Raw genomic sequence first — 26,777 nt, forward strand, 5'->3', positions numbered from 1 at the left:
CCCACCCACCCACCCGTCCGAGCGCTCGCGCCCCGCCGAGTCCGCCACCCCCGCCATTGACGAGAAGGCGCAGGACAACGCCCCAAACGTTGTCCTCCCGCCCCCAGACATCCACCCCTGGCTGTCCAATGCCCCGACTGGCTCAGCGTCGACGGCCGCAGACATCCAACCCCGGCCGTCCAACGCCCCGACTGGCTCAGCGCCGGCGGCCGCAGACATCCGGCCCCGGCCGTCCAACGCCCCGACTGGCTCAGCGCCGCCGGCCGTAGACATCCAGCTCCGGCCGTCCAACGTGTCGGCTGGCTGGCCCACTTGGGCGGATTCAGCGCCGCCAGCCCCAGACATCCAGCTCCGGTCGTCCAACGCGTCGGCTGGGGCCCCCGGAAACTCTGAGGAGGGCCCTGCGACCACTGCGGGCATCTCCGGGACTCCTGCTGCGGCCGTCCCGGGCACCGCCGACTGTCCTGAGGCGACTGCCCGCGTGTCGGAGGCCGCCGAGGCTTCCGTGGAAGTCTCCGAGTCCGTGGCGGAGGAAGCGGCGGCGGAGCCTGTGGGGGCTGTGGCCACCCGTGGGGGGATGTTCAGGTCGTTGCGGAGCTACAACTACCGGCTGTTCGCGGCCGGGGGTGTGGTGTCCAATGTGGGGACCTGGATGCAGCGGACGGCGCAGGACTGGCTGGTGCTGAGCCTGACCGGGGGGAGCGGGACGGCGCTCGGGGTGACCGTGGCGTTGCAGTTCCTGCCGGTGATGGTGTTCGGGTTGTGGGGCGGCATGCTGGCCGACCGGTACCCGAAGCGGCGGTTGCTGGTGGTGGCCGAGTCGTTGATGGGGCTGCTGGCGCTGGCGATGGGTGTGCTCATCGTGAGCGGGGCCGTACAGGTGTGGCATGTCTTCGTGATGGCGTTCCTGCTGGGGTTGCTGGCCTGTGTGGAGGTGCCGACCCGGCAGGCGTTCGTGGTGGAGATGGTCGGGCAGGACGATCTCTCGAACGCGATCGCGTTGAACAGTTCGACGTTCAATCTGGCCCGGGTGGTCGGGCCGGCGCTGGCGGGTGTGCTGATCTACTGGATGGGCACCGGGCCGATCTTCATGGTGAACGCGGTGTCGTTCGGGGCGGTGATCGCGGGCCTGCTGCTGATGCGCAAGAGCGAGTTGCGCACGCCGGCGCGGGTGCCACGGGCGAAAGGCCAGCTCCGGGAGGGGCTGCGTTACGTCGGCGGGCGGCCTGACCTGCTGCTGCCCATGCTGATCGTGGCGTTCGTCGCGGTCTTCGCGCAGAGCTTCTCGACGGCCATCGCGCTGATGGCGACCAACGTCTACAACGCGGGGTCCTCGGCGTTCGGTATCGCGTCGAGCGCGCTCGCGATCGGTGCGCTGGGCGGGGCCCTGCTGGCGGCCCGGCGGATCAAGCCCAGCCGCCGGTTCCTGCTGCTGGGAGCGGCCTTCTTCGGGATATTTCAGATGATGGCGGCCCTGGCCCCCGGGTACATCACGTTCCTGGTCCTGCTGGTCCCGGCCGGCATGGCCATGATCACCGTGAACACGACCGCTAACGCGACCGTCCAGATGGGCGCCTCGCACGAGATGCGCGGCCGGGTCATGGGCATCTACGTGCTCGTCTTCACCGGCGGCGCGCCCATCGGAGCACCCCTGGTCGGCTGGCTCTCGGAGATCGCCGGCCCCCGGATCGCGGTCATGGCGACCGGCGCCCTCAGCCTGGTCGGCGTCGTGCTGGCCCTCCTGATCACCCGGATGGTCGCCAAACGCAAGGGCCTGGCCGTACCCATCCGCCCTGCCCGCGCCGCCAGACGCGTCTTCCGCCGCACCACCGCCCCCGACGCCCTCGGCCGCTGACCGGGGGTCTCAGCTGGAGCGCATGACGTACCCCACGCCGCGCAAGGTGTGGATCAGGCGGGGAGCGGTTCTGTTGTCGATTTTGCGGCGGAGGACGGAGACGTAGGACTCGACGATGCCGGCGTCGCCGCGGAAGTCGTAGTCCCAGACGTGGTCGAGGATCTGGGCCTTGGAGAGCACCCGGCCGGTGTTGGACATGAAGTAGCGCAGGAGTTTGAACTCGGTGGGGGAGAGGGAGACGGCGGCGCCGCCGCGCCAGACCTCGTGGGATTCCTCGTCGAGCTCGATGTCGGCGAAGCTGAGGCGGGGCGGAGCGGCGAAGCGGTCGCCCGAGGTGCGGCGGAGGACGGCGCGGATGCGGGCGACGACCTCTTCGAGGCTGAAGGGCTTGGTGACGTAGTCGTCGCCGCCCAGGGTGAGGCCGCGGATCTTGTCCTCGGTGGCGTCCCTGGCGGTCAGGAAGACCACGGGGGTGTAGGTGCCGCTCGCGCGCAGTCGCCGTACCACCTCGAAGCCGTCCACGTCGGGGAGCATGACGTCGAGCACGATGAGGTCGGGGCGGTGGCGGCGGGCGGCGGTGACGGCCGCGGCGCCGTCGGAGGCGGTGCGCACGTCGAAGCCCGCGAACCTGAGGCTGGCGCCGAGGAGTTCGAGGATGTTGGGTTCGTCCTCGACGATCAGGAGCCGGGCTTCGGGGGACGTGGGGGATTCAGGCATCATGGCAGCTTCTTGAGGCGACATGAACGGATGCTGGGCACTCTACGAACCTCGCCTTAAAGGCGCTGTCAAAGATCGAACCACGATCGAGGGCCGGGCGGCTGCCGAAGCCCGCGATCAGAAGATCGAACCCACGATGTGCCGGGCGATGGCCAGGCTGGACGTCGCGGCGGGGGAGGGCGCGTTGCGGACCAGGACGATCGGGCCGTGGGTGTCGATGGCGAAGTCGTCCAGGAGGGAGCCGTCTCGCGCCACGGCCTGGGCCCGGACGCCGCCCTCGGTCCTGACCAGGTCCTCCTTGGTGAGCGACGGCACGTAGCGCCGGGCGGCCTTGAGGAATGAGCGTTTGGCCAGCGAGCCGTACACCTCGCGGAGGCCGGTCCGCCAGTGCTGGGCGGCCATGCGCCGGGTGCCCGGCCAGGCCGCGATGCCGCGCAGGTCCTTCAGCGAGATCTTCGACCAGGAGTAGCCCTCTAACGCGAGCGCCATCACCGCGTTCGGCCCGACCAGCACCTCGCCGTCGATACGCCGCGTCAGGTGTACGCCGAGGAACGGGTACCGGGGATCGGGAACCGGATAGATCAGCCCCCTGACCAGGCCCTTCGCGGCGCCGGTGAGCCGCAGGTACTCCCCGCGGAACGGGACGATGCGCACGTCCCCCGGCTGTCCGGCCATGGCGGCGACCCGGTCCGTGCCGAGCCCGGCGCAGGCGACGAGCCGGTCGAAGGCGAAGCGGGTCCGCCCGGCCAGCACCTCGACCCCGGACGCGGTCTCCCGGATCGCGCGGACCGGCCTGCCGAGGCGTACGTCCAGGGAACCGGCGAGGCTGCGGGCGACGGCGGGGAAGTCGGCGATCGCGGTGTGCGGGGAGTGCACGGCGCCGACGCCGACCGCGTGCGGTTCGATCTCGCGCAGGCCGAGCGCGTCCAGGACGGCGATGCCGGGGACGCCGTTCTCGGTGGCGCGCCCCGCGATGCGCTGCAGACCGGCGAGTTCGCCGCGCGTGGAGGCGATGACGAGCTTCCCGACCTCCTCGTACGGAAGCCGGTGTTCCGCGCAGTACTCCCGGAGCAGCGCGACCCCATCCCGGCACAGGCGCGCCTTCAGCGAGCCCGGCTGGTAGTAGATGCCCGCGTGCACGACGCCGCTGTTGTGCCCGGTCTGGTGCGCGCCGACCTGGTCCTCCTTGTCGAGCACGGTGACCTCGGCGCCCTTGGCGGTCAGCTCCCGCGCGACCGCCAGCCCCAGGATTCCCGCTCCGACAACCCCGATTCTCATGTCAGCCGCCCTACCTTCGCCGCGTCGATGTGCCCCTCATCGCGAAGCCAGCGCAGCGCGTCCGCGATCGTCTCCCGCTCGGGGCGGAGCGTAATCCCCAGCCCCTCAAGGGTAGAACTGTCCTGAGTCGGCACCATTGTGACCATGAGTTCGACGGCATCCCTCGTGAGGGGATACTTGATCCGCCAAACTTTCTTGACCGTGTCGAGCATGGCGGCGGCGCCGCGCAGGACCCCCGCCGGCACCCGGAACCGCCGCCCGGTCAACCCGGTGACCTCGTCGCATAAGTCCGCCAGCTGCGTCCAGGTCAGGAAATATCCCCCGAGCAGGTAGCGGCGCGGGCCCTGCCCGGCCACCATGCACGCGGCCAGCGCCGACGCCACATCCCGCACGTCCACCAGGGCGAGCCCGCCCGGCGCGATCGGCCAGCCCTGCTTCAGCCCGGCGACCAGGCCCTCGTTGAGGGAGTCCAGGGTCGGCTGGTGCGGCCCGCAGCACCCGCCGGGGTAGACGATCGTCACTGGTGAGCCCTGATCCTGCAGTTCCCGCGCGTACCGCTCCCCGGCGATCTTCGTCTTGCCGTAGTCGTTGCGCGGGCTCGCGAGCGCGCTCTCCGTCGTGATCACCGGCCCCTGCGGCGGCACGAACACCGCCGTCGTGGACACGTGCACGATCGGGTCCAGCCCCAGTTCGGCCGCCTGCCCGAGCACGTTACGCAGCCCGCCCACGTTGGTCGCGGCCAGCCCCCCGTGCCCCATCGCGATCTCCGCCGCCGAGTGCAGGACCGCCTCCCCTCGCGCCAGCCCGGCCCGTACGGCTGCCGCGTCCCGGACGTCCGCCTCGACGATGGCGAAGTCGTCGAAGTCCTGGTCAAGCCCCAGCGTGCCGAGGACCTTACGGGCCTTCTCCGGGTTGCGTACGAGCAGAATGGGCTCGTGCCCGGCGGCGCTGAGCGCGGCGACCGCATGCGACCCGACAAAACCCGTGGCACCGGTCACAACTACCCGCATCCCGAAAAGTTAGCCCGGCGCATACCCATCGCAATAGGTCCACTCGGCATCGAACTTGTGTTCGGTATGATGGCAGGATGTACGTGCCTCCGGAATGGCCGTCCGAGGTGCGCCCGCCCGGCAGCCCGGACTGGGAGAGCTCCGCCGTCGACTGGCTGCTCGACGCCGTGCCGCCCGACTACCGTGCGTACGGCGTGCTCCGCCGCCACCCGCTCGCGCTGGCCCGGATGGCGCACCACCACGTGCGGGCCGAGGTGGAGGCGGCCCGCGCCGGATACCGGGAGGCCGCCGTCGACCTCAAGGACCATCTCCCGCCGCATGTCGTGGAGGCCGTCCTGGAGGTCTACCGCCACGAGGGTCCCCGGCTGGTCGCCCTCGCCGAATCCATCGCCGTGGTCGAGCGCGCGCTGCGCGGCGAACGGTTCGTCGCCAGGATGTGACTAGCGCAAGCCCTTGATCATGGAGCCGAACCGCCGGACGTCCCGCAGCCGTGCCTCGTACGTGGCGCCGACCAGGAGCAGCAGCAGTCCGCCGACCGCCACTGGCACCCAGCGCGGCACGCTCAGCACCAGCTCCGACACCCAGGGCGCGAGTTCGTGCACGGCCACCATGGCCAGCGTGAACCCGCCGAGCAGGGCGGGCGCCTGGAGCCGCCAGCGCGCCCCGGCCAGCAGGACGGCCAGTGAGACCACGCCGAGCGCCAGCGGTCGGATCCAGTGCTCGGGCTCGGCGTACAGGACGTACAGGCTGGGGAGCAGGGAGAAGGAGAGGCCGCTGCCGTAGGCGAGCCAGGAGGACGCGGTCCTGGCGCGCCACCAGCCGAAGGCCAGCAGCACGACCGAGACGGGCACGGTGTACGCCTCGACGACCTCCACGCCCTCCGCGCTGAGGCGGGTCCAGGAGGCGAGCAGAAGCAGCGCGGTGCCGACATATCCGGCTTGGCGGCGGTCGGCGCGGAGGGCGCTGCCGACCGCGATGACCCCGGCCAGGGCCAGCGCGATGCTGAGCATGCGCCGGTCCACCGCGAGCGCCAGTCCGATCCCGGCCAGCCCGCACGCGGCCACCTCCACCCCCTCCACGTCCCTCGGCAGCAGCCACGCGGCCACGGCGGCCAGCGCCGCCACCGCCAGCAGAACGAACGTGAGATACCGCGCATCCAGGTCAGCCGCCAGCCACACCGCGACCGCCTCACCACCGGCCAGCGCTGTCGCCACTCCAGCCGCCCAGGCCCGTACGGCAGGCAGACTCGCCCGCCACGCCACTCCCGCCGCGATCACCGCCAGCACGGCCGCCGAGATCAGGGTCGCCGTCTCGGAGATCAGCGCCCAGGCCGCGACTTCGGCGACCATGGCCAGCCCGAGCACCGAGAGCGCGCCCTCCATCAACCGGCCGTCGAACCCGGCCCTCGCCTGAACGAGGGCACCATCCTGGCCCGCGGCCGGGGCCATGCCGGCCTCGGGTCCGGCTGCCGACTCCGCCGCCCGAACATGGGCATGATCTGGGCTCGCAGGCGACGACCCCCCGAACACGGCTCCGGCCGTCGGTTCTGTCCCTTGAACACCGATGTCATCTCCGGCCGGGGCCAAGGGCCCTCCGAACACGGCTCCGGCCGTCGATTCTGTCCCCTGAACACGGGCGTCATCTTCGGCTGGGGCCAGGGACCCCACGAACACGGCCCCTGCCGCCAGTCCGGCCACGACCAGGAGCTGCACGGCGATCAGCACCCAGAAGGGCAGGTTGAGCGCGACCGGCAGGACTGCCAGCAGGACGGCCGTCACCGCCACGGCGGACACGATCGGCGCGGTCCTCCGGCGTACCAGTGCGGCGCAGGCCGCCAGCGCGACCGCGACGGCCGCGACCACGACCAGGATGGGCGGCGTGATGGTGACCAGGTTCAGGCCGAGCTCGTCGCGGGTGCCCAGGGCGCGCGGGCCGTCCCACACCGTACGCCGGTCGCCCCAGACGCCGCTGCGCTCCAGCGGTCCGGCCAGCGCGATGCCGACCGGGATGAGCACCGGGGTGGCCGTCAGCAGCCCGAAGGAACCGGCGCCGATCGCGACCGCCTTGCCGAGCCGGCGGCCGGGCGCGCCGAGCCTGAACCGGGCGAGCACGGCGATCCCGCCGACGAGGAAGGCCGCGAGCGGGGTCGGCACGAGCCACCAGTCCGCCGGGACGGACAGCCGCAGCGGGTAGGCCAGCGCGGCCGCCAGCGCGATGGCCGCGCCTGCCCCGAGGGGGACCGTCCATTTGCCGCGTGTGGCCTGGAGAAGGGCGATCACGGCGGCGGCAGTCAGCACGCCGGAGATGGCGAACGCGCCTCTGAGGTCGTTCTCCTGGATCGTCAGCAGCACGCCCTGAACCGTGCCGAGGCTCCAGGTGATCCAGAAGCAGACGGCGGCGGTGCGGCGCTTGAGCACGTTCCAGAGCAGCAGGTCGATCGCGGTGGTGGCGACCAGCGCGGTGGTGATCCAGAGCGGGCTGTGCTCGATGGTGAGGACGGGCAGGGCCAGCTGGCCGAAGCCGATCGCCACGGGGACGGCCAGTTTGAGGGCGCGGATCTGTTCTTCGGCGACCACGTGCACGAGCAGGCCGTACAGGCAGAAGAGGGTGGAGACGACGGCGATCAGGACGCCGGTGTAGATGAGCGGATCGATGCGGTCGAGTCCGGCCAGGCCGACCTGCCAGGCGGCGTAGCCGTCGAGCAGCAGCAGTACGAACCCGAGCAGCGACACCGTCTCGGCGGTGGCGTTCAGGCCGCGCCGCAGCAGCACCAGCGGCGTCGCCAGCGTCAGCGCGGTGAAGCCCAGCAGCACGGCAGCCCGCCCGCCGATCCCGAGGTACCCCCAGCTGACCACGGTGAACACCACGGCCGCCACGACCAGCAGCAACCCACCCAAACCAAGCAGCAGGTTCTGTACGGCCCTGCCGGACATATCCGCCGGCCGCCCGGGGCCCGCGGGAGCGCCCGGCGGAGGTCCCTGCGGCACACCAGGGTTCCACGCGGGATGAGCTGAAGCCGAGGCCATGACCGGGGTTCTGGCGCGTTCCGACCGGAGCGTCCTCAGCAGCACCTCGCGCCGGGCCAGGAGATGGCCCTCACGGGCCCGCAGATCGGCCAGCGCGACGTCCAGCCGCCACAGTTCGGTGGCGGCAGGGCCGACGAGCGGCAGCCCGCAGGCGGGGCACGCGTTGTGTGGCCCGGTCAGCTGCTGACCGCAGTCGGGGCACGGAAGGGGACCACCGGAGTTCATGATTGAACAATGCCGGTTCGGACCGTCCGCGCACTATGCGTACATGTACTCACTTACTCGTGAGTAGGACCCTAAAAAGGGATCTCGGCCCTCCGCGTCAGGAGGAGGGCCGAGATCTCGATGAGCTCAGGTGTAGCTCTGGCGCTCGATCCGGAAGGAGACCCCGCCCTGCTCGTCGATGGCGGCGTCCAGCGACTTGTCGTCGAGCACGTCGGCCGCCTCGGCGTCCAGGAAGACGCGGGCGCCCTCGACGTCGATCACCTGGTCGGTGACCGCGGGCGCGTCCGCCACCGAGAGCAGCAGCGCGCCGGGCTCGTCGGCCTGTCCCGCGATGCGAATGCCCGTGTCCGCCGAATCCGTCGACTGCGCGGTGAGATCACGGATCACCTGTACGGCGTTCTCCGTCAGTGTGAGCACGATGACTCCTCGTTCTGGTCGGGTGTTTCGTCCCTCCTTGCCCCGGACCGGCGAGTTCACACATCCCGGTCAGCGAAGCGCCCAGCGGGCGATGATTCCGATGATCGCCATCGCGCCCACGGCGACGCCGACCCAGATCGCGATCATCGCGGTGGAGACGCCGCCGGAATCGGCCGCCGCCACGGGCTTCGCCGTCGGCGCCTTCGCCGGTTGGGCCGGGCTCGGCGACTCTCCGGCACCGGTCACCGCGGCCGGGAGCGGGACCTCGTAGACCGGGCTGTCGGCCCCCTCCGAGCCGGTGAGCAGGGCGGATCCGTCCCGGGTGTACGCCACGGACTCCGACTGGGCGAGCGCCGGCATGGTGACTCTGGAGAGCAGTTTGCCCGGCGCTTTGTAGACGGAGGCGGAGAAGTAGGTCCTGATCACGAAACTGGAGCCGTCCGGGGCGTACGCGGCGTCGGTGGCCATGATCGGAGCCTCGCCGACCCGGCGCAGCACGTTGGTCCGGTCGGTACGGAGGGTCCTGGGCGCCTGGTAGATCGAACCGGAGAATTCCTTGGAGATCACGTACAGGCGGCCGGTCTTGGGGTGGACCATGATGCCTTCGGCGTTCCGGGCGCCGTCCGCGTACCGGAACCGGTATCGGACCGCCTCAAGAGTGGCGTTTCTCACGCGCTCCGGCTCAATGACCTTGTAGACGGAAATATCCGCCCATGCGCCGTCCAAATTATCGCCGATGTCGGCGAACCACAGGATTCCGCGCCCGGTCTGCGGGTCCGTGGAGGCGGCCATCGCCTCCCAGTCCCTGGCCTCCGCCCCGGCCAGGGTGAACGTCGCCCGGGTACGGCCGTCCATGCCCACCGCGAAGAACTGCGCTCCCGCGTCGCTGTCGTTGTGGGTGTAGACGATGTCGGGATGCGTCGGCGACAGCGCGATACCACTGGACTCGGTGATCCTCTTATCCCTGAAGGTGAACAGAATGCGCTCACTGTCGTCGGGTGCGGCCGCCCAGGCGGGCGCCGACGTCAGCGCCCCCAGCACCCCCAGCATCACCAGCCCGATGACCTTCATCCAGAGTCCCCCCGGTCCGCGCCCCATGGGCCAATCATCGCGGATGCTCATCCCACGGGCTCGCCTGGAGTCCACTCCAGGTTCATAAGCTGAGGCGCATGGAGTATGGACAACTCGGCAGAACCGGACTCAAGGTCAGCAAACTCTGTCTGGGCACGATGAACTTCGGCCCCCACACCACCGAGGAGGACTCCTTCGCGATCATGGATCGCGCGCACGAGCTCGGGATCAACTTCTTCGACACGGCCAACGTCTACGGCTGGAAGAAGGGCGAGGGCGTCACCGAGCAGATCGTCGGCCGCTGGTTCGCCCAGGGCGGCGGTCGCCGGGAGAAGACGGTCATCGCCACCAAGCTGTACGGCTCCATGGGCGACTGGCCCAACGACAACCTGCTGTCCGCGCTCAACATCCGCCGCGCCTGCGACGCCTCGCTGAAGCGCATGCAGACCGACTACATCGACATCTACCAGGCCCACCACATCGACCGGAACACCCCGTTCGACGAGTTCTGGGAGGCCATGGAGGTCCTGCGCACCCAGGGCAAGATCCTCTACGTCGGCTCGTCCAACTTCGCCGGCTGGCACATCGCCAAGGCCCAGGAGTCGGCCCGCCGCCGCAACTTCCTCGGCCTGGTCAGCGAGCAGTCCAAGTACCACCTCCTGCAGCGCTCGGTCGAACTCGAAGTGCTGCCGGCCTGCGAGGACTACGGGCTCGGGGTCATCCCGTGGAGCCCGCTCGCCGGAGGTCTCCTCGGGGGCGTCCTCCGGAAGATCGAGAAGGGCCGTACGGCCACCCCGGACCAGCAGGCCGAGATCGAGCGCCTCCGTCCGCAACTGGAGCAGTACGAGGCGTTCTGCGATGACCTGGGAGAGGACCCGGCCAACGTCGGCCTCGCCTGGCTGCTCCACCAGCGCGCCGTGACCGCCCCGATCATCGGCCCGCGTACGGCCGACCAGCTGGAGGGCACCACCCAGGCACTGGAGATCAAGCTGGACGACAAGGCGCTGGCCCGCCTGGACGAGATCTTCCCCGGCCCCGGGGGGACCGCGCCGGAGGCGTACGCCTGGTGAGCCTGGGCGCGCGAGGTCAGCTGACCAGCGCGCCCAGCACCACGATGAACATGAGCAGGGCCAGCACGGTCGGCACCAGCCAGCGGCGAGGACGATCCACGCCGTTGAGCCTAATCGGGCCCGCCCAGTGGGTAGGCCTCGATGGGCTCATACCGGAGCGGAGGACCCAGATGGCTCTCGAACAGCCGCACGCTGGTCGCCTGCCAGGGCGTGCCGTCGAACCAGCTCAGCGCCTCCACGAGCGGGGACAGGTCGGCGGCCTTCCGTGACCTGGCCAGCGTGAAATGGGCCCGGTAGGGCCGGTCGTCGGTCTGCCCGGCCCCGGCTCTGCGGGCACCCGCCGCCACGGAACCGGCGAGTCTCGCCAGCCGGGCGGGCGCCCGTACGCTGAACCACAGCGCGTTCGCCCGTCCGCTCCTGGTGAACGCCCCCGCCTTACCGAGCGCCAGAGTCAGCGGCTCATGATGCCCCGCCGCCCTCGCCAGCCTGACCCGCAACTCGGCCTGCGCCCTGTCCGGCACCTCCCCGAGAAACGCCAGCGTGATGTGCCAATTAGCCGGTTCAACCCACGTCAGGCCCGGCCACTCCTGTCGCAGCGGCTCGACGACCGCCTCGACCTCGGCCAGGACGTCCGGCGGCGGCACCAGCGCCACGAACATTCTGCTCACCCGGGGATTCTCGCAGCGGCTCAGCCGGGGAACGTGCGGTCCGGGAATCCCTCAGCGGTGGTCGCGTCGGGCAGCGCGATCCTGTCGCCTTCGGCCAGGCCGCTGGTGATCTCCAGGTACAGGTCGCTGCGAATGCCCACACTGACCGGTTTGGTCTGCCCAGACGCGGTGGTGACCGTGGCCGTCCCGTCCGCCTTCGTCTGTACGGCTCTCGCCGGCACGTAGACCGCGTTCTCGGCTTCCGCCGTGGTGACGACGACGGTCGCGGACTGGCCCAGGAGGAGACCTTCGGGATGGTCGTCGAAGGTGACGGTGACGCCGTACTGGACGAGGCGGTCGGTGGTGGTGGCGGTTGGGTCGATATGGCTGACCTTGCCGGTGTGTTTGGTGGTCTGGTCGGTGGTGAGCGTTATTTCGGCTGGTTGGCCGACTTTGAGGTGGCCGATGTCGGATTGGGTGAACAGGGCGTGGAGTTGGAGGTTGTCCAGGTCGCCGAGTGTGATGAACGTGCCGTTCGTGTAGTCCGTGTCGACGGTTCCGGCGATGGAAAGCACGGTTCCCGCCGCGGGAGCCTTGATGGTGACTCCCGCCAGAGCCTCCTTGGCCTCCGCCAGATCCGTGGTGGCCTTGCTGACGTCCGCCTCCAACTCCGCCTCAGTCATCACCCTGCCCTGACCACCACCCCCGCCAGACCCCCCACCCTGCCGGAACTGCCCACCTTGCGCGCCTTGCCCCTGCGTTCCCTGCCCTCCCTGAGTTCCTTGGCCCTGGGTTCCGGTGCAGCTGGGGGTGGGGCGAGTAGAGGTGGGGGAGGGGCTCGGGCTCGGCGCGGGGGCTTCGGTCTGGATGTCGACACCGACATCCCCCGGCTTGGGCGCACGCGGCTTGTCGTCACCGGAGCCGTCGCGTCCCGGGGAGCCGCCGGCCGACCCGCCGAAGGCGGGCTCCACCATCGTGGGATCGGAAGGCGACCCTTCCGGCGAGCCCGAAGACCGCCCGGAACTCGGCTGGGCACTCGGTTGCGCGCTCGGCCGCCCACTCGCGCTCGCCGAAGGCTTCCCGGTGGGGCTGGCGCTCGGCTTGCTCGACGGCGGACATGCCGACCCAGTCCCGGACCCTCCCGCGCCGGAAGCGCCGCTCGAAGCGGCATTGGCGGTTGACACCGAGCCGCCGTTGTCGAGGGCTTCTTCGGCGGCGGCTAGGGCGGCCTTGGCGGCGGTGTAGTTCTCCTTGGCGAGGGTGTCGTCGATGCGGGCGAGGATGGCGCCCTTGGTGACCTTGTCGCCGACGGAGACGTAGAGTTTCCGGACTTTGCCCTGGGAGGTGAAGGAGAGGTCGCGCTTGCCGTTGTCGACGGTGGTCGCGGCGGCGGAGACCGCGGCGACGACCGTGCCGCGGGAGGCGGCGACGTAGTCCAGGCGGGGGGCCGCGGCGGAGTCGCCGGCGTTCAGGTAGATCACGCCGGTGCTCACCAGGACGATCGCCGCCAGGGCGAGCCCTCCCTTGCGCAGGAGGGAGGACGGGCTGCTCGACATCATGGCGGTCATCCTGGCGAGCCCGCGTCATGACCCGCTTAACCCTGCCTGAGAGTTGGCTGTGCGTGTTGGCAGCAAACCTTCAGGGACACCGGAGCTGGACTCAAGCGGGAACCGGCAGTGTCGATCCTCGTGAAGCTGTCGACGAAGCGCAGAGCGCTGATCGTGAATCTCTTGCTCGGGGGGTTGCTGCTCGGCGGCGTGGCGGCCGCGTACGCCTCGCTGGGCAGCGGCTCCCCGGCCGGGGCCGCGCCGCTGACCACGCCGGTCACTCGGGGCAGCGTGACGGCCTCGGTGTCGGCGTCCGGAGCCGTGGAGAGCGCGCGGACCCGATCGCTCACCTTCGGGACCAGCGGCACCGTCGAATCGATCAAGGTCGAGCCGGGGGACCGGGTCAAGAAGGGCGCGGTCCTGGCCCGGCTGGACGACACGGCCGCCCGCGAGTCCCTGGAGGCCGCCAAGGCCAGCCTGGACGCGGCCGACGACGCCGACACCTCGACCGCCTCCGGCTACTCCCAGTACATCAACGCCCGCAACACCTACCGCGCCGCCAAACGCGCCCTCGACGCGACCGTCATCAAAGCCCCCTACGCGGGCACGGTGATGGCCGTCAACGGAACCGTGGGCGGCTCCTCCGGCGGATCCGGAGGTTCGGGGGGTTCCGGTTCCGCCGGTACGGCCTCCGCCCAGAGCACCGGCTCAGGCTTCATCGAGATCGCCGACACCACCAAGCTGCGCATCGTCGGCCAGTTCACCGAAGCGGACGTGATCAGGCTCAAGGTCGGCCAGGCCGCCACCGTCACCTTCGACGCACTCACCGGCATCTCCGCGACCGGCGAGGTCACCGTCATCGACCCCCAGCCGCAGACGACCAACAACGTCGTCCAGTACGCGGCCACGATCACCCTCTCCCAGGTCCCGCCCACCGTACGGCTAGGCCAGACGGCCAGCGTGCAGGTGACCGTCGAGACGGTCGAGGACGTACTGACCCTCCCCACCGCGCTGATCACCACGGCCGGCGGCCAGAGCTCGGTGACCGTGCTGGACAACGGCCGCCAGGTCAGGACCCGCGTCGAGGTCGGCGTGAAGGGCGACACCACCACCGAGATCGTCTCCGGCCTGAACGAGGGCGACCAGGTCGTCCGCCCGGCGTCCACCTCCACCACCGGCGGCGGCTTCCCGATCCCGGGCGGCTTCGGCGGTGGCGGCGGCTTCATCCGCGGCGGCGGTGGCGGTGGCGGTGGCGGCGGTGGCGGGTTCGGCGGTGGCGGTGGCGGTCAGGGTGGCGGCGGTCAGGGCGGAGGGAGCCGATGAGCACGCCGCTCGTACTGGACGTCCGGGATGTGTGGAAGATCTACGGCGAAGGGGAGACGGCCGTGCACGCGCTGCGCGGGGTCACCCTCACCGTCGAACCCGGCGACTACGTGGCCATCATGGGTGCCTCCGGATCCGGCAAGTCCACCCTGATGAACATCATCGGCTGCCTGGACGTGCCGTCGTCAGGGGCGTACCGGCTGGACGGCACCGACGTCGGCGGGCTGGACGAGACGCGGCTGGCCGTCGTGCGGAACCGCAAGATCGGGTTCGTGTTCCAGTCGTTCAACCTCATCCCGAGGATGAGCGCGCTCATGAACGTCGAACTGCCCTTGGCGTACGGCGGGATCAAGGCCGCGGAGCGGAGGCGGCGGGCGCTGGCCGCGCTGGAGCGGGTGGGCCTGGCGGACCGGGTGCACCACCAGCCCAACGAGCTGTCCGGCGGGCAGCAGCAGCGGGTGGCGATAGCGCGGTCGCTGGTGAACGCGCCGACGCTGCTGCTCGCCGACGAGCCCACGGGAGCGCTGGACAGCACCTCCACGGCGGACGTACTCGGCATTTTCGACCAGCTCAGCCTGGGCGGCCGGACCATCGTCGTGATCACCCACGAGCCGGACGTGGCCGCGCACGCCAAACGCGTCGTCCGGCTGATGGACGGGCAGGTCATCGCGGACATCCGCCAGTCGCCGGTGGCCGGGCCGCCGCCCCGGCTGGAAGAGGTGAGCATGTGAACACGCTCGAAGTGCTGCGGTTCGCCGTACGCGGGCTCATGGCCAACAAGATGCGCAGCACGCTGACCACGCTCGGCATCCTGATCGGCGTGGCCGCCGTGATTCTGCTGGTCGCGGTGGGGGAGGGCGCGTCCCGGCAGATCCAGAGCGACATCCAGCGCCTGGGGGCCAATTCGCTGACCGTCTCCTCCACGACCTCCGGCGGAGGTGGCGGTGGCGGCGGAGGCGGCGGTTTCGGCAGACTGCTCGGCGGCGGGGGGAACGGCGGGCAGCAGAACTCGGGGCCGCGTACCCAGGCGAAGGCGCTGACCGTGGACGACGCGCGGGCGCTGGCCGACAGGACGAACGCGCCGTCGGTGCAGAGCGTCTCCCCGGTGGTGACCGCGTCCAACCAGACGGCCACCTACGAGGGCGCCAGCCACGCCGTCCAGCAGGTGGTCGGGACCTACCCGAGCTACTTCGAGGCGTCCAACAAGCCGGTCGCGAAGGGCACGTACTTCTTCAACGACGACGTCATCGCCGCGCGGAAGGTGATCGTGATCGGCCAGACCGTGGCCGAGAACCTGTTCGGCGAGGTGGACCCGGTCGGCAAGCAGATCAACGTCACCGGGGTGCCGTTCACGGTGGTCGGCGTCCTGAAGGAGTCGGGTTCGTCCGGATTCCAGGACGGCGACGACCTGGCGATCGCGCCGCTGCCGGCCGTGCAGCAGAGCCTGACCGGCTTCGGGCCGCTCGGCCAGATCCTCGTCCAGGCCACCAGCGCGGACACCGTCAACACCGCCCAGGACGAGATCACCCAGGTCCTCGACCAGCGCCACGGCATCACCGGTACGGCCACCGCCGACTACCGCATCCTCAACCAGGCCACCCTCCAGGAGACGGTCGGCGCCGCCATCGGCACGTTCACCGTGCTGCTCGGCGCGGTGGCCGCGATCAGCCTGCTGGTCGGCGGCATCGGCATCACCAACATCATGCTGGTCACGGTCACCGAGCGGACCAGGGAGATCGGCATCCGCAAGGCCATCGGCGCGCCCAGGAGCGCCATCCTCGGCCAGTTCCTCGCCGAGGCGACCATCCTCAGCCTCTTCGGCGGCCTGCTCGGCGTGACGGTCGCGGTGGCCGGGGCCCAGTTCACCATCGCCGGGATCACGCCGTCGGTGGTGCCCAGTTCGGTCGCGCTCGCGCTGGGCGTGTCCGTCGCGATCGGGCTGTTCTTCGGCAGTTACCCCGCCAACCGCGCCGCCAAGCTGCGGCCCATCGAAGCGCTGCGCTTCGAATGACGCATCGAATGACGATCGGATGATCGTTCGGATGAGAGGACACGAGGGTGGGCAGGCGTAGGACGGCTCCGGGTGAGCTGCTGGAGACGTCGCCGTACGGCGACGATCTCGACCGTGAGCTGATGGCGCGTCCGGTGCGGGCGAGGACGTCCAAACTGACCGTGACGCTGGCCGCGGGTGTGGTGCTGATGGCGGGCGTGCTGCTCGGCATCCAGGCCCAGAAGCTGTGGGGCGGCTCCGGCGATCGGCAGGCCATGATCGCTGGGCTGCTGGCCGGGCAGGGCGGCCAGGCCGGCGGGTTGCGCCAGGGCGGTGGGCAGCGTCAGGGCGGCCAGGGCGGCTTCGGCGGCGCATTGGCCGGTACGACATTCGGCACGGTCAAGCTCGTCGACGGCGACAAGATCTACGTCGAGGCCGACGGCGGCACCACGGTCGTCACCACGAACGGCGACACGAAGATCCAGATCTCCAAGGAGGGCAAGGTCACCGACCTGAAGCCCGGCAGCACGGTCATCGTCCAGGGCGAACGCGACGCCGAGGGCAACGTCGCCGCCACCTCGGTCAGCGAGGGCGGCCTCCCCGGCATGGGCGGTCGCCGATGAGAGCGGGGACACCCTCCTGGCTGGGGGGTGCCGCCGCCGTCGAGGCCGTGATGGTCCTTCCCGCCGAGACGGCACTTCCTGGGGACGGCCAGGGCGGAGGAGGTCGCCGGTGACGGCCGAAGCGCGGTTGATGGTCGTGGATGACGAGCCGAGCATCCGGGAGTTGCTGGCGGCGAGTCTGCGGTTCGCGGGGTTCGAGGTCGTGGTCGCGTCGGACGGCGGGGAGGCCGTGCCGATGGCCGAACGCGTCCGTCCTGACCTGGTGGTTCTCGACGTTATGCTGCCTGACATGGATGGGTTCGCGGTCGCCGCCAGGCTGCGTTCCACCGGCCGGCGGGTCCCGGTGCTGTTCCTCACCGCCAGGGACAACACCGAGGACAAGCTGGCCGGTCTCGCGCTGGGCGACGACTACGTGACCAAGCCGTTCAGCTTGGAGGAGGTGCTGGCCAGGATCCGGGCCGTGCTCCGCCGTACCGGGGGAGATCCCGGGCTTCCGGCCCGGCTTCAGGTCGCCGATCTGGAGCTGGACGAGGAAGCCCACCAGGTCTGGCGTCAGGGCCGTCCGGTGCGTCTCTCGCCGACCGAGTTCAAGCTCCTGCACTATTTCATGATCAATCAAGGCCGGGTGCTGTCGAAGGCGCAGATCCTCGACCACGTCTGGCACTACGACTTCGGCGGCGACCGCAACGTCGTCGAGTCCTACGTCTCCTACCTCCGCCGCAAGATCGACACCACCCAGCCCAAGCTCATCCACACCCTGCGCGGCGTCGGCTACGTGCTCCGCGCTCCCCGCCGGTGACACCGCCAGGCCGATGACCCGCCCACGAGGAAGCCGGTGACTCGCCTGTGAAGAAGAGGCTCGCTCGGACGCCGCTCTGGCTGCGGCTGGTGGTGGGCACGCTCGCCATGGTCACCCTGGCGATCGCGCTCACCGGCGGGTTCGCCGTGCAGTTGCTGCGCGGCTACCTGACCGAGCGGGTGGACGAGCAGCTCGCAGCCGCCAGCAGGCCGCTCCGCGACATGATCGACGTCCCGATCTCGGAGCTGCGGTTCCGGGACGGCGTGCCCCGGCCGCAGCGGTTCCCCGGCCTCTTCCACGTCAGCATCCTCGACGCGCGCGGCGACCTGGTCAGGACGGTGGCCGAGTCCCCCGGCGCGGAGAAGCCCGCCCTGCCGCGGCTCACCGCCGACGAGGTGCGCCAGCGGCTCGGCAAGGCGTTCACGGTCCCTTCCGTGAACAGTCCGGACCCGCCGTGGCGCGTGGTCGCCGTACCCGGGCGGGACAGCCAGAGCCGGGTGGTGGCCATGAGCATGGGCGACCTCGAACGTACGGTCTCCCGCTTGACGGCGATCGTGGCCGGCGCCGGCGGAGCCGTCCTGGTCGCCCTCGGCCTCGCCTGCTACTGGCTGGTACGGCGCAGCCTGCGCCCCCTCGGCGAAGTCGAGCGCACGGCCGCCGCCATCGCCGCGGGAGACCTGTCGCAGCGGGTGCCGATGCGGCATCGCCGTACCGAGATGGGACGGCTCGGGCGGGCGATCAACGGCATGCTCACCCAGATCGAGGCCGCGTTCCAGGATCGGGAGGCGTCGGAGGCGGCGGCCAACCGCTCCGCGTACGAGGCGAAACGGTCGGAGGAGCGGATGCGGCGGTTCGTCGCGGACGCCTCGCACGAACTGCGCACTCCGCTGACGTCCATCCGCGGCTTCGCCGAGCTCTACCGGCAGGAGCACGGCCGCAATCCGGGCGACGACCTGGCCGGGCTGGTCCGGCGGATCGAGGACGAAGCCGCCCGGATGGGACTGCTCGTGGACGACCTGCTGCTGCTCGCCCGCCTCGATCAGCAGCGGCCGTTCGAACGGGAGCCGGTGGACGTGCTCAGCCTGGCGGCGGGCGCCGTCCTGGACGCCCAGCTGCTCGCCCCCGACCGCGAGATCGAACTCCATCGCCTGGACGACTCCGACGAACCCGTCACTGTGGGCGGCGACGAAGCCCGCCTCCGCCAGGTCATCGGCAACCTCGTCGGCAACGCCCTCCGCCACACCCCCGCCGGCACCCCCTTCCGCGTCGGCGTCGGCATCCTCCCCACCGGGCAGGCGCTCACCGCTCGGGTTGGCGGGGAGAACGGCGCGCTTGGCCGGAAGGCGACTACGCCGCGGCCCGACGGGGGCCCTGGTGCCGCCAGTCGGCAGGCGGCGGCCGATTCCGCTGAGCGAAGGGCTGGGGTCGCCGGCCGGGAAGCGGTCATCGAGGTGGCGGACGAGGGGCCGGGGGTGCCTGATCCGGAGCGGGTCTTCGAGAGGTTCTACCGGGGTGATCCGTCGCGGACGCGCGACTCCGGCGGCACGGGTCTGGGCCTGTCCATCGCCGCCGCGCTCGTGCACGCCCACGGCGGCACGATCACCGCGGAGAACACCGCCCCGGGCGCGCGTTTCCGCATCCGGCTGCCCATGAGCAGCTGAAGCACCGCATTCGCGATCACCGGGAATGGACACCGCAACAGGTGTCCGTCCGCGCATCAGGCTCCCCGTGAGTCCCTGACGTGAGGCCTATGGTTGACTAATATCAACCTTTTTGTCCTCGATGAATTGAGTGTGCGTGTCCTCCGAAGCACAGTCCTTGGCGGCTGCCGGCTCCGATGTCCCCGACCAGATGACCCACCGCGAGATCCTGGAAGCCCTGTCCGGATTGCTGCTGGCGATGTTCGTCGCCATGATCTCCAGCACCGTCGTGACGAACGCGCTCCCCCGCATCGTGGCCGACCTCAAGGGCAGCCAGACCGGCTACACCTGGGTGATCGTGGCCACCCTGCTGGCCATGACGGCGACCACGCCGATCTGGGGCAAGCTCGCCGACCTGTTCAGCAAGAAGCTCCTGGTCCAGCTGTCGCTCTCCATCTTCATCACCGGCTCGCTGGTGGCGGGCCTCGCCCCGAACATGAGCGTCCTCATCGGTGCCCGGCTCGTGCAGGGCCTCGGCGTCGGCGGCCTGATGGCGCTGGTGCAGATCGTGATCGCGAGCATGGTGAGCCCGCGTGACCTGGGACGTTACTCCGGCTACATGGGTGCCGTGTTCGCCGCCGCGACCGTCAGCGGCCCGCTGATCGGCGGCCTGGTGGCCGACAGTGTGCTCGGGTGGCGCGGCTGTTTCTTCATCGGCATGCCGTTCGGCCTGGCCGCCTTCGTGCTGCTGCAGAAGACCCTGCACCTGCCCGTGGTGAAGCGCGAGGCCAGCATCGACTACCTCGGCGCCACGCTCATCATGGCGGGCGTCTCGCTGCTGCTGGTCTGGGTGTCGCTCGCCGGGCAGCAGTTCGCGTGGTTGTCGGGCACCAGCGCCCTGCTCGTCCTCGGCGGCCTGGCGCTGATCGGCGTCGCCGTGTACGTGGAGGCCCGCGTCGCGCGCGAGCCCGTCATCCCGCTGGGCCTGTTCCGGGACCGTACGGTGGTGCTGGCCACGCTGGCGTCGGTGTTCGTGGGAGTGGCCATGTTCGCGTCCACCGTCTACCTGAGCCAGTTCTTCCAGCTGGCCCGCGGCATGTCGCCCACCCAGGCGGGACTGATGTCGATCGCGCTGGTCGGCGGCCTGCTCGTGTCGAGCATCGTGAGCGGCCGGGCCATCAGTGTGACCGGCAAATGGAAGAGGTGGCTGGTCGCGAGCATGATCTTCGTCGTGGCCGGGTGCGGGCTGCTCGGCACGATCGACGAGACCACCAACCTGGTCCTGGTGGGCGTCTTCATGTGCCTGCTCGGCATCGGCGTCGGGGCCTCCATGCAGAACCTGGTGCTGCCGGTGCAGAACATCGTGTCCTCGGCGGACCTGGGCGCCGCGAGTTCGCTGGTGACGTTCCTGCGTTCCATCGGCGGCACGGCCGGGGTGGCCGCGCTCGACGCCCTGCTGTCGGCGCAGGTCTCCGACAAGGTGGCCGCCGGCCTCAAGGAGCTGGGCGTCCCGACCGGCGCGCAGCACGCGGACGGCATCCCGGACCTCAGCACGCTGCCGGCGCCGGTCCGGGCGGTCTTCGAGCACGCCTTCGGCGCCTCGATCGGGGAGCTGTTCCTGGTCTCGGTGCCGTTCGCGGTGCTGGCGCTGCTGTGCGTGCTGTTCATCAAGGAGGTCCCGCTCCGTACGACCGTGCACACGAGCGAAGAGGTCGAGGCGCAGGGGATCATCTAAGGGTGACCAGGAGCCGGATCGACTCGCTGCGCCGTCTCGAGTGCGAGATGGCGGTCCTGCTGCGCCGGATCAAAGGTGTGATCGCCACGCACGCGCGGGCCGTGCATCCGGAGCTCCAGCCCGCCGCGTACCTGGTCCTGTCCTGGCTCACCGAGAACGGCCCGGCCCGCGCCTCGTCGATCGTCGAGCACCTCGACTTCGACAAGAGCGCGGTCAGCCGCCACCTGACGCATCTCGGTGAGCTGGGCCTGATCGTGCGCGGGCCTGATCCGGCCGACGGCCGCGCGACGCTCATCTCGGCCAGCGAGGTCGCCGCGGAGCGGGTGTCCGACGCCGCCGCCGGCCTGCGCCGACGGCGCGACCACAAACTGGCGGAGTGGCCGGACGAGACCCTGGCCGAGTTCGTCGACGCGCTCGGCCACTACAACAGGACCCTCGGCTCGGAGCTGTGAGAGCTCAGAACGCGTACGCCGGATAGAACACCAGCATCCACACCCCGAAGGCGATCTTCAGCACGCTGTCCGGCAGGTAGAACGCCTTGATCGGGGCGTTGGGAAGCGCGAACAGGCCCACGGCCGCGTTGATCGCCGTCAGCACGCCCAGGGCGGCGATCAGCGGGCCGTGCGCCCAGCCCATGATCACGAAGTGCAGGCCCACCACGAGCATGATGCTCAGGGTCAGCCGCCGCTCGTCGGAGTCGCCGAACTTCCTGACCAGGTAGACGATCGCGGCCACCTCGAACAGGACGGCGACCACGAGCGCGGCGATGTTGAGGAACGACGGGCTGCCGAGGGAGGGCAGCAGCGCGCTCAGCCCCGAACAGGTGAAGCCGGCGATGAACCCGCCCGCGGCCAGTGGGATCCAGCGGCGGGGGAAGAACAGTCCGAGGAAGAAGCCGAGTCCCACGCAGATGAGGAAGATGCCCCCGCCCCGGATCAGTGGGTACGGGTGGGTGAGGGCGGCGATCAGGGACGTGCTCATAGCCTCTTCTCTCGGGAGAATGGGCCGAATTATGGTCTGTCGAGCATGTTTATGACAACCGTTCCGGTTCGGCCGGATTGACAGGTGACTTACAGGCGGGCTTCACGTGGTTCCCATCCGGCCGGGGTGGGATCGGGGATGGTCGGAACCCCCCGGCCCTGAGTCCCCGGGAGTCACGTCCGTGATCGCGTTTCTTCGGGTCTTCGCCGTCGTCGCCGTCGTGCTGGGCTCCGCCGCCTGCGGCGGGGCGGATGCCGTGCCCACGGGCGCGCAACCGACGGGTGGGCAGCGGCAGGCGTTGTCCGAGTGCCTGCGCGAGCACGGTGTCACCCCGGCTCCCCGGCCCAGTGGGTCCCCGTTCCCGCGGCCGAGCGGCGGGCGAGGCGGTCCGGGGGGTTTCGCCGCCAATCCGGAGGCGCGGGAGGCGATGGAGGCGTGCCGGGCGTTGCTGCCGTCGGGTGGTCCGGGGCAGTGGGGCGGTCGTGACGGGTCCGCGCTGAACGCGTTCCGTACGTGCATGAAGGACAACGGGGTGGAGCAGGTCCGCGGGATGGCCGATCTCGACCAGGCCGATCCGAAGGTCGCCAAGGCGCTGGAGAAGTGCCGGCCGCTGCTGCCGGAGCGTCCTTCGCCGACCACCTGACGGCGTCCGCCGAGGTGATAATGGCGATATCTCGGCAAATTAGTGGTCAATGAGGCGTTGCTGAGGCCATCCACAGGGAAGGTCCGGGGCATGGCCGATGAGCTGCTGACGGCTCTGCGGAGCCTGCGGAGCGCGCTCGACCACGACCTGTTTCCGCTGGCGATCGGGGATGTGGCGGCGGACCGGCGTGCGCTGAGGGAACTGGTCGGGCAGCTCGACGACTACCTGCTGCCACGGCTGGCGGCCATCGACGCGCCGCTGCTCGCGGTGGTGGGGGGATCCACGGGCGCGGGCAAGTCGACCCTGGTGAACTCGCTGGTCGGCACGGATGTGACGGTGCCGGGAGTGCTGCGGCCGACCACGCTGGCGCCCACGCTGGTGGCCAACCCGGAGGACGCCGCCTGGTTCACGGCCGCGCACGTGCTCCCGGGCCTGCCGCGTGTCACCGGGGAAGGTCCCGGCGAACCGGGCACCTTGAAGATCGTCGAGACGGTCTCGGTCCCGGCGGGACTCGCGCTGCTGGACGCGCCCGACATCGACTCCGTCGTCGTCGCCAACCGGCAGCTCGCCGCGCAGCTGCTCGCCGCCGCCGACCTCTGGCTGTTCGTGACCACGGCCGCCCGGTACGCGGACGAGGTGCCCTGGGGGTTCCTGCGGACCGCCAGAGAGCGCAGCACCGCCCTGGGGATCATCCTGCAGCGGGCTCCGGCGGAGGCGATCGATCCGGTCAGCAAGGACCTGCGGCGGCTGCTCGGAGTCAACGGGCTCGGCGACACCCCCATGTTCGTCATCCCCGAGCTGCCCTTGCCGGAGGAGAACGCCCGGCTCCCGCAGACCGCCGTACGGCCGATCAGGGAGTGGCTGGCCGAACTGTCCGCCGACGCGAAGGCGCGCGGCGAGGTGGTACGGCAGACGCTGGCGGGCGCGCTCGACAGCCTGGCCGTACGGGTGCCGGCGCTGGCCGCCGCGGCGGATCGGCAGCGGCTGGGGATCGGGGAGCTGCGGGGGCTGGCCGAGCGCAGCTACGACGTCGGGATGAGCGGGTTCGACGAGGGCATGCGGGACGGTTCGCTGCTGCGCGGCGAGGTGCTGGCGCGGTGGCAGGACTTCATCGGGACCGGCGATCTGATGCGGTCGCTGGAGACGCGGGTGGGGTGGATCCGGGACCGCATCGTGGCCGTCATCACCGGCAGGCCCGCGCCGGACCGGCAGCTCAGGTCGGCGCTGGAGAGCGGCGTCGAGTCCCTGATCAGGGCGACCGCCGACGGGTCCGCCGAGCGTGCGGTCGAGGCGTGGCTGGCCACGCCGTCGGGGCGGGATCTGCTGGAGCGCGCGGGCGTGGCGACGGCGGGACGGCTGGGGCGGGCCTCGCCCGAACTGTCCGCGCGGGCCGGGGCCGCGGTGCGGGATTGGCAGGGGTACGTGCTCGAACTGGTCAGGTCGGAGGGGGCGGAGAAGCGCACCACGGCCAAGGCGGCGTCGTTCGGGGTGAACGGGCTGGGGCTGCTGCTGATGCTGGCCGTGTTCGCGTCCACCGGAGGGCTGACCGGGCTGGAGGTCGGGATCGCGGGCGGGACCAGCGTGCTGAGCCAGAAGCTGCTCGAAGCGGTCTTCGGGGATCAGGCGGTGCGCAAGCTCACCGAGCAGGCGCGGGCCGACCTGCGGGACCGGGTGCGGGGGCTGCTGGACGTGGAGCAGGGGCGGTTCACCGGGTTGCTGGCGGATCTGGGGGCGCCGGATTCCGAGGCGTTGCGGGTGGCGGCGCGGGCCGTACAGGAGCGGAAGCGGGAGCTGCCGGCGTGAAGATCTTGCGCAGGGATCGCACGGTGCCGCTGGAGGAGCGGTTGAGCGCCCTGGGGACGGCGGCGGATCTGGGTGAGGGGCGGCTGGACGGGGCTGTCGTCGGGGCGGCGCGGGCGGTGGTGGCGCGGGCCGGCGTACGGGGGCGGCTGTCGGTCGAGCACACCGTGGTGGCGCTGGCGGGGGCCACGGGGAGTGGGAAGTCGTCGCTGTTCAACGTGTTCGCGGGGTCGGAGCTGGCGTCCGTGGGGGTGACCCGGCCGACGACGTCGAAGGCGCAGGCGGCGCTCTGGGATCCGGAGGGTTCCGGGCCGCTGCTGGACTGGCTGGATGTGCCGTTGCGGCATGTGACGGGGAGCGGGGACGGGCCGCTGTCGGGGCTGATCCTGCTGGATCTGCCGGATCACGACTCGATCGAGCTGGCGCATCGGCTGGAGGTCGATCGGCTGGTGGCGGTGGTGGATCTGCTGGTGTGGGTGCTGGATCCGCAGAAATACGCGGATGCGGCCATTCATGAGCGGTATCTGCGGCAGCTTGCCCGGCATCGGGATGTGACCGTCATCGTGCTCAATCAGATTGATCGGCTACCTGATGATGCGGTTCGGCGGTGTTTGGGAGATCTTGGGCGGTTGCTTGGGGAGGATGGGCTGGATGGGGTGCCGGTGCTGGGGGTGTCGGCGCGTACCGGTGCGGGGTTGGGTGAGTTGCGGGGGTTGCTCACCGATCGGGTGGCGCGTCGTCAGGCGTGGGCCAGCCGGCTCGCCGCCGACGTGGCCGGGGCCGCCGATCACCTCGGCGCCGCCGCCAACCTCACCTCCGACGCCGGTACGGACTCCGTCGATCGTCTGACGAAACCGCTGGCGGGTGCGCTGGCGGAGGCTGCGGGGGTGCCGCTGGTGGTGGCCGCCGTCGCCAAGGCGCATCGGCATCGGGCGGTTGTCGCGACGGGGTGGCCGATCACGCGGTGGCTGCGGAAGTTCCGGCCGGATCCGTTGCGGCGGTTCCATCTGGGGACGGTGGAGGCGGCTGGGCGTACGTCGTTGCCCGGGCCGACGTCGGTGCAGCGGTCGCAGATGGATGTGGCGATTCGTGAGGTCGGGGCCGAGGTGGGGGGTGGGGTTCCGGAGCCTTGGGCGGGGGTGGTCAGGCATGCGGCCCGGAGCCGGAGTGGTGAGCTGGCCGACGCGCTCGATCGGGCTGTGGCGACGACCTCGCTCGGTGCGTCCAGGCGGCCGCATTGGTGGCGGGCGGTCGGCTTCCTGCAGTGGCTCCTGTTCGCGACGATGCTCGTCGGCGCGCTCTGGCTGTTCGTCTACTTCGCCCTGGGCTATTTGCAGCTTCCGGAGTTCTCGGCGCCGACGGTCGGGCAGTTGCCGTGGCCGACCGCGTTGCTTATCGGCGGGGCGTTGGCGGGGCTGATCGTCGCTTTGCTCTCTCGGGTGGCCGCGTGGCTGGGTGGGCGGCGGCGTGCGCGTAAGGCTGGGAAAGCGCTGCGGGCGAGTGTCACCGAAGTGGGCGAACGGCTGGTTCTCGCTCCGGCGCAGGAGGAACTCACCCGCTTCCGGACGTTCGCCGAGGCAATCGAAAAGGCCTCCAGCTGACGGGTCCGCTGGAGGCCTGTTGGGTTGCTCGCCGTCATCCGGCGCCGTTCACGCAGGTGACGCTTCTCGCCGCACCGGCGCCAAGAACGAGTGCGCTTGGCTATCCGGTCGATGATTCAGTCCTGGTTGCGGGGGTGGTGGGCCGGGTCTGGGGTGGTGAGGTCTTTCAGGGCGTCGGTTACGGCGTTGGCGGATTCGATGGAGCGGAGGGAGCCGGGGGGTTCGTCGGCTTCGGCCTTGGCTTGGGCGGCGGCGCGTTCGGCTTCGGCGACGGCCTCGCTGCCGGCCTGGCTGGGCTGGCGCTCGCGGGTGGCGGCGGACTGGGGGAGCGCCTCGGTGAAGGCCTTGGAGACGCCCTGGAGGGCTGAGGTGACCTCGCTGGGGATGACCCAGAAGGTGTTGCCGGGGCCCTGGGCCAGCTGGGGCAGCATCTGCAGGTACTGGTAGGCGAGGAGCTTGGGGTCCGGGTCGTTGCGGTGCACGGCCTGGAAGACCTCGTCGATGGCCTGGGACTGGCCCTCGGCCTTGAGGATCTGGGCGGTCCGCTCGCCTTCGGCGCGGAGGATGGCGCTCTGCTTCTCACCCTCGGCGGTGAGGATCTGCGACTGGCGGAAGCCCTCCGCGGTGAGGATGGCGGCACGCTTGTCCCGCTCCGCCCGCATCTGCTTCTCCATCGCCTCCTTGATGGTGCGCGGCGGGTCGATCGCCTTGATCTCGACCCGGTTCACCCGGATGCCCCACTTGCCGGTGGCCTCGTCCAGCACCCCGCGCAGCTGGCT

At 70.7% G+C, this 26,777-nt stretch carries 24 protein-coding genes; 14 read left to right on the forward strand and 10 right to left on the reverse strand.

Features of this window, described 5'->3' with window-relative positions:
* Window positions 1–577: 577 nt before the first annotated feature.
* Window positions 578–1,855 carry an MFS transporter gene (locus Aph01nite_RS35035; RefSeq protein WP_204045354.1) on the forward strand — a complete coding sequence of 426 codons (1,278 nt, stop codon included), beginning with the start codon at window positions 578–580 and terminating at the stop codon, window positions 1,853–1,855.
* A 9-nt stretch (window positions 1,856–1,864) separates the two neighbouring features.
* Here Aph01nite_RS35035 and Aph01nite_RS35040 read toward each other — a convergent pair whose 3' ends face one another.
* The 3 genes from Aph01nite_RS35040 to Aph01nite_RS35050 all read right to left on the reverse strand — a co-directional run bounded on the left by Aph01nite_RS35040 (window position 1,865) and on the right by Aph01nite_RS35050 (window position 4,860).
* Window positions 1,865–2,575: a response regulator transcription factor gene (locus Aph01nite_RS35040; RefSeq protein ID WP_204045355.1), complete on the reverse strand. Its 711-nt coding sequence runs from the start codon at window positions 2,573–2,575 to the stop codon at window positions 1,865–1,867.
* Window positions 2,576–2,689: 114 nt separating this feature from the next.
* A complete protein-coding gene (gene lhgD / locus Aph01nite_RS35045; protein WP_204045356.1) occupies window positions 2,690–3,850 on the reverse strand; it encodes an L-2-hydroxyglutarate dehydrogenase in 1,161 nt (386 codons plus the stop codon).
* Window positions 3,847–4,860 carry an NAD-dependent epimerase/dehydratase family protein gene (locus tag Aph01nite_RS35050; RefSeq protein WP_204045357.1) on the reverse strand — a complete coding sequence of 338 codons (1,014 nt, stop codon included), beginning with the start codon at window positions 4,858–4,860 and terminating at the stop codon, window positions 3,847–3,849. The genes lhgD and Aph01nite_RS35050 overlap by 4 nt, the downstream gene beginning before the upstream one ends.
* A 77-nt stretch (window positions 4,861–4,937) precedes the next feature.
* Between Aph01nite_RS35050 and Aph01nite_RS35055 the strand changes: the two genes are divergently transcribed.
* Entirely contained in the window at window positions 4,938–5,300 is a 363-nt protein-coding gene (locus Aph01nite_RS35055; RefSeq protein WP_204045358.1) for a hypothetical protein, read from the forward strand.
* Here Aph01nite_RS35055 and Aph01nite_RS35060 read toward each other — a convergent pair whose 3' ends face one another.
* The 3 genes from Aph01nite_RS35060 to Aph01nite_RS35070 form a co-directional block, all read right to left on the reverse strand.
* The gene (locus tag Aph01nite_RS35060) at window positions 5,301–8,111 is read right to left on the reverse strand and encodes an SCO7613 C-terminal domain-containing membrane protein (RefSeq protein WP_204045359.1); all 2,811 of its coding nucleotides are present in this window, start codon (window positions 8,109–8,111) and stop codon (window positions 5,301–5,303) included.
* Window positions 8,112–8,237: 126 nt separating this feature from the next.
* Window positions 8,238–8,528, reverse strand: a complete 291-nt coding sequence (locus Aph01nite_RS35065; RefSeq protein WP_204045360.1) for a Fe-S cluster assembly protein HesB — start codon at window positions 8,526–8,528, stop codon at window positions 8,238–8,240.
* 69 nt (window positions 8,529–8,597) lie between these two features.
* Entirely contained in the window at window positions 8,598–9,599 is a 1,002-nt protein-coding gene (locus Aph01nite_RS35070) for a hypothetical protein (protein WP_204045361.1), read from the reverse strand.
* A gap of 98 nt (window positions 9,600–9,697) precedes the next feature.
* Here Aph01nite_RS35070 and Aph01nite_RS35075 point away from each other — a divergent pair, with 98 nt between their 5' ends.
* Window positions 9,698–10,669, forward strand: coding sequence for an aldo/keto reductase (locus tag Aph01nite_RS35075; protein ID WP_204045362.1), 972 nt, complete (start codon window positions 9,698–9,700; stop codon window positions 10,667–10,669).
* Window positions 10,670–10,779: 110 nt separating this feature from the next.
* On the opposite strand, the gene thpR is transcribed toward Aph01nite_RS35075, so the two are convergent.
* Together thpR and Aph01nite_RS35085 are read right to left on the reverse strand one after the other, a co-directional pair.
* Window positions 10,780–11,328, reverse strand: a complete 549-nt coding sequence (gene thpR, locus Aph01nite_RS35080) for an RNA 2',3'-cyclic phosphodiesterase (RefSeq protein ID WP_204045374.1) — start codon at window positions 11,326–11,328, stop codon at window positions 10,780–10,782.
* Window positions 11,329–11,357: 29 nt separating this feature from the next.
* Window positions 11,358–12,875 (reverse strand): efflux RND transporter periplasmic adaptor subunit, encoded by a 1,518-nt coding sequence (locus Aph01nite_RS35085; RefSeq protein ID WP_204045363.1) that lies wholly within the window; start codon window positions 12,873–12,875, stop codon window positions 11,358–11,360.
* Between the two features lie 117 nt (window positions 12,876–12,992).
* On the opposite strand from Aph01nite_RS35085, the gene Aph01nite_RS35090 reads away from it, so the two are divergent.
* The 8 genes from Aph01nite_RS35090 (at window position 12,993) to Aph01nite_RS35125 (ending at window position 21,425) form a co-directional block, all read left to right on the forward strand.
* Window positions 12,993–14,186, forward strand: a complete 1,194-nt coding sequence (locus Aph01nite_RS35090) for an efflux RND transporter periplasmic adaptor subunit (RefSeq protein ID WP_239162214.1) — start codon at window positions 12,993–12,995, stop codon at window positions 14,184–14,186.
* A complete protein-coding gene (locus Aph01nite_RS35095; protein WP_204045364.1) occupies window positions 14,183–14,917 on the forward strand; it encodes an ABC transporter ATP-binding protein in 735 nt (244 codons plus the stop codon). Before Aph01nite_RS35090 ends, Aph01nite_RS35095 begins: the two co-directional genes overlap by 4 nt.
* A complete protein-coding gene (locus Aph01nite_RS35100) occupies window positions 14,914–16,197 on the forward strand; it encodes an ABC transporter permease (protein ID WP_204045365.1) in 1,284 nt (427 codons plus the stop codon). The genes Aph01nite_RS35095 and Aph01nite_RS35100 overlap by 4 nt, the downstream gene beginning before the upstream one ends.
* A 47-nt stretch (window positions 16,198–16,244) precedes the next feature.
* The gene (locus Aph01nite_RS35105) at window positions 16,245–16,799 is read left to right on the forward strand and encodes a DUF5666 domain-containing protein (protein ID WP_204045366.1); all 555 of its coding nucleotides are present in this window, start codon (window positions 16,245–16,247) and stop codon (window positions 16,797–16,799) included.
* Between the two features lie 130 nt (window positions 16,800–16,929).
* Window positions 16,930–17,598, forward strand: coding sequence for a response regulator transcription factor (locus Aph01nite_RS35110; protein ID WP_204045376.1), 669 nt, complete (start codon window positions 16,930–16,932; stop codon window positions 17,596–17,598).
* 47 nt (window positions 17,599–17,645) lie between these two features.
* Window positions 17,646–19,259 carry a sensor histidine kinase gene (locus Aph01nite_RS35115; RefSeq protein ID WP_204045367.1) on the forward strand — a complete coding sequence of 538 codons (1,614 nt, stop codon included), beginning with the start codon at window positions 17,646–17,648 and terminating at the stop codon, window positions 19,257–19,259.
* A 136-nt stretch (window positions 19,260–19,395) separates the two neighbouring features.
* Window positions 19,396–20,973, forward strand: coding sequence for an MDR family MFS transporter (locus Aph01nite_RS35120; protein ID WP_239162215.1), 1,578 nt, complete (start codon window positions 19,396–19,398; stop codon window positions 20,971–20,973).
* A gap of 2 nt (window positions 20,974–20,975) precedes the next feature.
* The gene (locus tag Aph01nite_RS35125) at window positions 20,976–21,425 is read left to right on the forward strand and encodes a MarR family winged helix-turn-helix transcriptional regulator (protein WP_204045368.1); all 450 of its coding nucleotides are present in this window, start codon (window positions 20,976–20,978) and stop codon (window positions 21,423–21,425) included.
* A gap of 4 nt (window positions 21,426–21,429) precedes the next feature.
* Here the strand turns inward: Aph01nite_RS35125 and Aph01nite_RS35130 are convergent, their stop codons facing one another.
* Complete coding sequence (locus Aph01nite_RS35130; RefSeq protein ID WP_204045369.1) at window positions 21,430–21,954, reverse strand: DUF6609 family protein; 525 nt, start codon at window positions 21,952–21,954, stop codon at window positions 21,430–21,432.
* Window positions 21,955–22,135: 181 nt separating this feature from the next.
* Between Aph01nite_RS35130 and Aph01nite_RS35135 the strand changes: the two genes are divergently transcribed.
* The 3 genes from Aph01nite_RS35135 to Aph01nite_RS35145 all read left to right on the forward strand — a co-directional run bounded on the left by Aph01nite_RS35135 (window position 22,136) and on the right by Aph01nite_RS35145 (window position 25,998).
* The gene (locus Aph01nite_RS35135; RefSeq protein WP_204045370.1) at window positions 22,136–22,597 is read left to right on the forward strand and encodes a hypothetical protein; all 462 of its coding nucleotides are present in this window, start codon (window positions 22,136–22,138) and stop codon (window positions 22,595–22,597) included.
* A gap of 90 nt (window positions 22,598–22,687) precedes the next feature.
* Window positions 22,688–24,400, forward strand: coding sequence for an ABC transporter (locus Aph01nite_RS35140; RefSeq protein ID WP_204045371.1), 1,713 nt, complete (start codon window positions 22,688–22,690; stop codon window positions 24,398–24,400).
* Window positions 24,397–25,998: a GTPase gene (locus Aph01nite_RS35145; protein WP_204045372.1), complete on the forward strand. Its 1,602-nt coding sequence runs from the start codon at window positions 24,397–24,399 to the stop codon at window positions 25,996–25,998. Before Aph01nite_RS35140 ends, Aph01nite_RS35145 begins: the two co-directional genes overlap by 4 nt.
* A 116-nt stretch (window positions 25,999–26,114) precedes the next feature.
* On the opposite strand, the gene Aph01nite_RS35150 is transcribed toward Aph01nite_RS35145, so the two are convergent.
* On the reverse strand, window positions 26,115–26,777 hold a 663-nt coding region (locus Aph01nite_RS35150; protein ID WP_204045373.1), incomplete at its 5' end, for an SPFH domain-containing protein.

The organism is Acrocarpospora phusangensis, from assembly GCF_016862995.1.
Taxonomy (GTDB): domain Bacteria; phylum Actinomycetota; class Actinomycetes; order Streptosporangiales; family Streptosporangiaceae; genus Acrocarpospora; species Acrocarpospora phusangensis.

Excerpts from the sequence above, each read along its gene's own strand:
- Aph01nite_RS35035 (WP_204045354.1), top strand. The coding sequence starts at position 578 with ATGTTCAGGTCGTTGCGGAGCTACAACTACCGGCTGTTCGCGGCCGGG.
- Aph01nite_RS35040 (WP_204045355.1), bottom strand. The coding sequence starts at position 2,575 with ATGATGCCTGAATCCCCCACGTCCCCCGAAGCCCGGCTCCTGATCGTC.
- lhgD (WP_204045356.1), bottom strand. The coding sequence starts at position 3,850 with ATGAGAATCGGGGTTGTCGGAGCGGGAATCCTGGGGCTGGCGGTCGCG.
- Aph01nite_RS35050 (WP_204045357.1), bottom strand. The coding sequence starts at position 4,860 with ATGCGGGTAGTTGTGACCGGTGCCACGGGTTTTGTCGGGTCGCATGCG.
- Aph01nite_RS35055 (WP_204045358.1), top strand. The coding sequence starts at position 4,938 with ATGTACGTGCCTCCGGAATGGCCGTCCGAGGTGCGCCCGCCCGGCAGC.
- Aph01nite_RS35060 (WP_204045359.1), bottom strand. The coding sequence starts at position 8,111 with ATGAACTCCGGTGGTCCCCTTCCGTGCCCCGACTGCGGTCAGCAGCTG.
- Aph01nite_RS35070 (WP_204045361.1), bottom strand. The coding sequence starts at position 9,599 with ATGAAGGTCATCGGGCTGGTGATGCTGGGGGTGCTGGGGGCGCTGACG.
- Aph01nite_RS35075 (WP_204045362.1), top strand. The coding sequence starts at position 9,698 with ATGGAGTATGGACAACTCGGCAGAACCGGACTCAAGGTCAGCAAACTC.
- thpR (WP_204045374.1), bottom strand. The coding sequence starts at position 11,328 with ATGTTCGTGGCGCTGGTGCCGCCGCCGGACGTCCTGGCCGAGGTCGAG.
- Aph01nite_RS35085 (WP_204045363.1), bottom strand. The coding sequence starts at position 12,875 with ATGATGTCGAGCAGCCCGTCCTCCCTCCTGCGCAAGGGAGGGCTCGCC.
- Aph01nite_RS35095 (WP_204045364.1), top strand. The coding sequence starts at position 14,183 with ATGAGCACGCCGCTCGTACTGGACGTCCGGGATGTGTGGAAGATCTAC.
- Aph01nite_RS35110 (WP_204045376.1), top strand. The coding sequence starts at position 16,930 with ATGGTCGTGGATGACGAGCCGAGCATCCGGGAGTTGCTGGCGGCGAGT.
- Aph01nite_RS35130 (WP_204045369.1), bottom strand. The coding sequence starts at position 21,954 with ATGAGCACGTCCCTGATCGCCGCCCTCACCCACCCGTACCCACTGATC.
- Aph01nite_RS35140 (WP_204045371.1), top strand. The coding sequence starts at position 22,688 with ATGGCCGATGAGCTGCTGACGGCTCTGCGGAGCCTGCGGAGCGCGCTC.